The following is a 2,320-nucleotide window of genomic DNA, read 5'->3' on the forward strand; positions in this document are numbered from 1 at the left end:
CCGAAACGTCCAGTGGTACCTCGAGAACATCCTCTTCGACGTGGTCGGTGAAGTGTACGAAGAACTCGAAGAAGAGTTCCACAACGAGTATCCCGACCTCGACGTGCCGAAACTGTTCGAGTTCCGCTCGTGGGCGGGGTCAGACCGCGACGGCAACCCCTTCGTCACGCCCGAAGTTACGGAAGAGACGCTCGCACGCCAGCGCAGCGTCGCCCTGGAGAAGTACAGTGATTCCCTCAAGCGTCTCTCCGGTGTGCTGAGTCAGGACGCGACACGAATCGACCCCGGACACGAACTCGAACGGTCGCTGAAGGCCGACCGCGAACTCCTCCCCGTCGTGGCCGAAGAGGTCGACGAACGGTACCCAGACGAACCGTACCGCCAGAAACTGAAACTGATGCGCGAGCGCCTCCGCCGCATCGAAGACGTCCGACCGAACGGCTACACGGACGCGAGCGAACTCATGGCCGACCTCGAAGTCATCGACACCAGTCTCCGTGGGTGCGGTGCGGGACAGGTCGCCGACGTGTACGTCGAACCGCTGATGCGGCAAGTCGACACCTTCGGCTTCACGCTCGCCAGTCTAGACCTGCGAGACCACCGGGAGAACCACACGAAGGCAGTCCACGAGGCGCTCTCTCACGAGGGCATCGACTACTTCAGTCGGTCCGAAGACGAACGCGTCGAACTCCTCACCGACGCGATTCTCCAGGACGAACCGATACTCGACCTCGAAGACCCCGGCGACCTCTCGGAGACGTCCGAACGCGTCCTTCGACTCTTCGAAAAACTCGGCGAGTGGCAGCGTGAGTACGGCGTCGCCGCCATCGACACGTACTGTATCTCGATGACCGAAGAACCGTCGCACGTCCTCGAAGTGCTCTTCCTCGCCGACCAGGCGGGGGTCGTCTCCCTTCCGGACCACTGCGGTATCGACGTGGTGCCACTGTTGGAAACCGAGTCCGCGCTCAACGGTGCGCGTCGTATCATGGGCACGCTGTTCGAGAACGAAGCCTACGAACAGGCGCTCGTCGCCCGCAACAACGTCCAGGAGATTATGCTGGGCTACTCGGACTCCAACAAAGAAAACGGGTTCCTCGCGGCCAACTGGGACCTCTACAAGAACCAGCGTCGCCTCGCCACTATCTGTGACGACTTCGACGTGACGATGCGGTTGTTCCACGGGCGCGGCGGGTCCATCTCCCGCGGCGGTGGCCCGATGAACGAGGCCATGTTGGCGCTGCCGAACGAGACCATCACCGGCCAAATCAAGTTCACCGAACAGGGCGAAGCAATCGCCGAGAAGTACGCCAACCCGCGCATCGCAGAGCGGAACCTCGAACAGATGCTCAACGCGCAGATTCGCGCGCGACTGAACGCGATTCGAAACCCCGAAGAACACGTCCCCGACCGATGGGTCGACGCCATGGATACCATGGCCGCCGCCGCCCGCACCGAGTACCGTGACCTGCTCGAATCCGACGGGTTCGTCTCGTACTTCGAGCAGGCGACGCCCATCACGGTCATCGAGGAACTCAACCTCGGGTCTCGCCCGGCATCGCGCTCGGACGAACGGTCCGTCGAGGACCTTCGGGCCATCCCGTGGGTGTTCTCGTGGACGCAGTCGCGCTGTATCCTCCCCGGATGGTACTCGCTGGCCGCCGGTGTCAACGCCTACCTCGACGACGGCGGTGACATGGAGACGGTCCGCGAGATGTACGACGAGTGGCCGTTCTTCCGGAGTACGCTCGACAACGCCGCCATGTCGCTCGCGCGGACGGACCTCGAAATCGCTACCGAGTACGCGAACCTCGCCGACGAGGACCTCCGCGAAGCGTTCTTCCCGCGACTCCAAGCCGAGTACGAAGACGCCGCGAATCTGATGCTCGAAATCAGTGGCCGGAGCGACCTGCTCAAACGCGACTGGTTACAGGAGAGTCTCGAACGGCGGAACCCCTACGTCGACCCGCTGAACCTGCTACAGACGCACCTCTTGGCGCAGACGCACCGGACCGACGAAGAAGAACGAACCCTGCGGCTCACCGTCAAAGGAATCGCCGCCGGGATGAAAAACACGGGCTGAGTCGACGCCGTCGGCCACCACCGAGGCCGTCGACCCGTTCGCAGACCGTTACGCGCGCCGCAGGTCGTATGCGTTCGAACAGACCGGACAGGTCTGCCGCGCGATACGATATTCGCTCTTGAGTCGTTGTCGAACGCCGTCGAAATCGGCGTCACCCTCGAATCTCGATTCGACTTGCTGTCCACAGTGTGGGCACACCACCACCACCGTCGCCATAGTTGACCATAAGAGAGGATT

2 protein-coding genes are annotated in these 2,320 nt (G+C 62.5%); one reads left to right on the forward strand and one right to left on the reverse strand.

The genetic code is table 11. The annotated features are described in order from the left end of the window. Positions 1 to 2,083 (forward strand): phosphoenolpyruvate carboxylase (locus tag AUR66_RS08275; protein WP_058571985.1); only part of this gene is annotated, 2,083 nt, incomplete at its 5' end. A 48-nt stretch (positions 2,084 to 2,131) separates the two neighbouring features. Here AUR66_RS08275 and AUR66_RS22565 read toward each other — a convergent pair. Then, positions 2,132 to 2,320 (reverse strand): hypothetical protein (locus AUR66_RS22565; RefSeq protein WP_231727808.1); only part of this gene is annotated, 189 nt, incomplete at its 5' end.

The organism is Haloferax profundi, from assembly GCF_001469865.1.
In the GTDB taxonomy this organism is placed as follows: domain Archaea; phylum Halobacteriota; class Halobacteria; order Halobacteriales; family Haloferacaceae; genus Haloferax; species Haloferax profundi.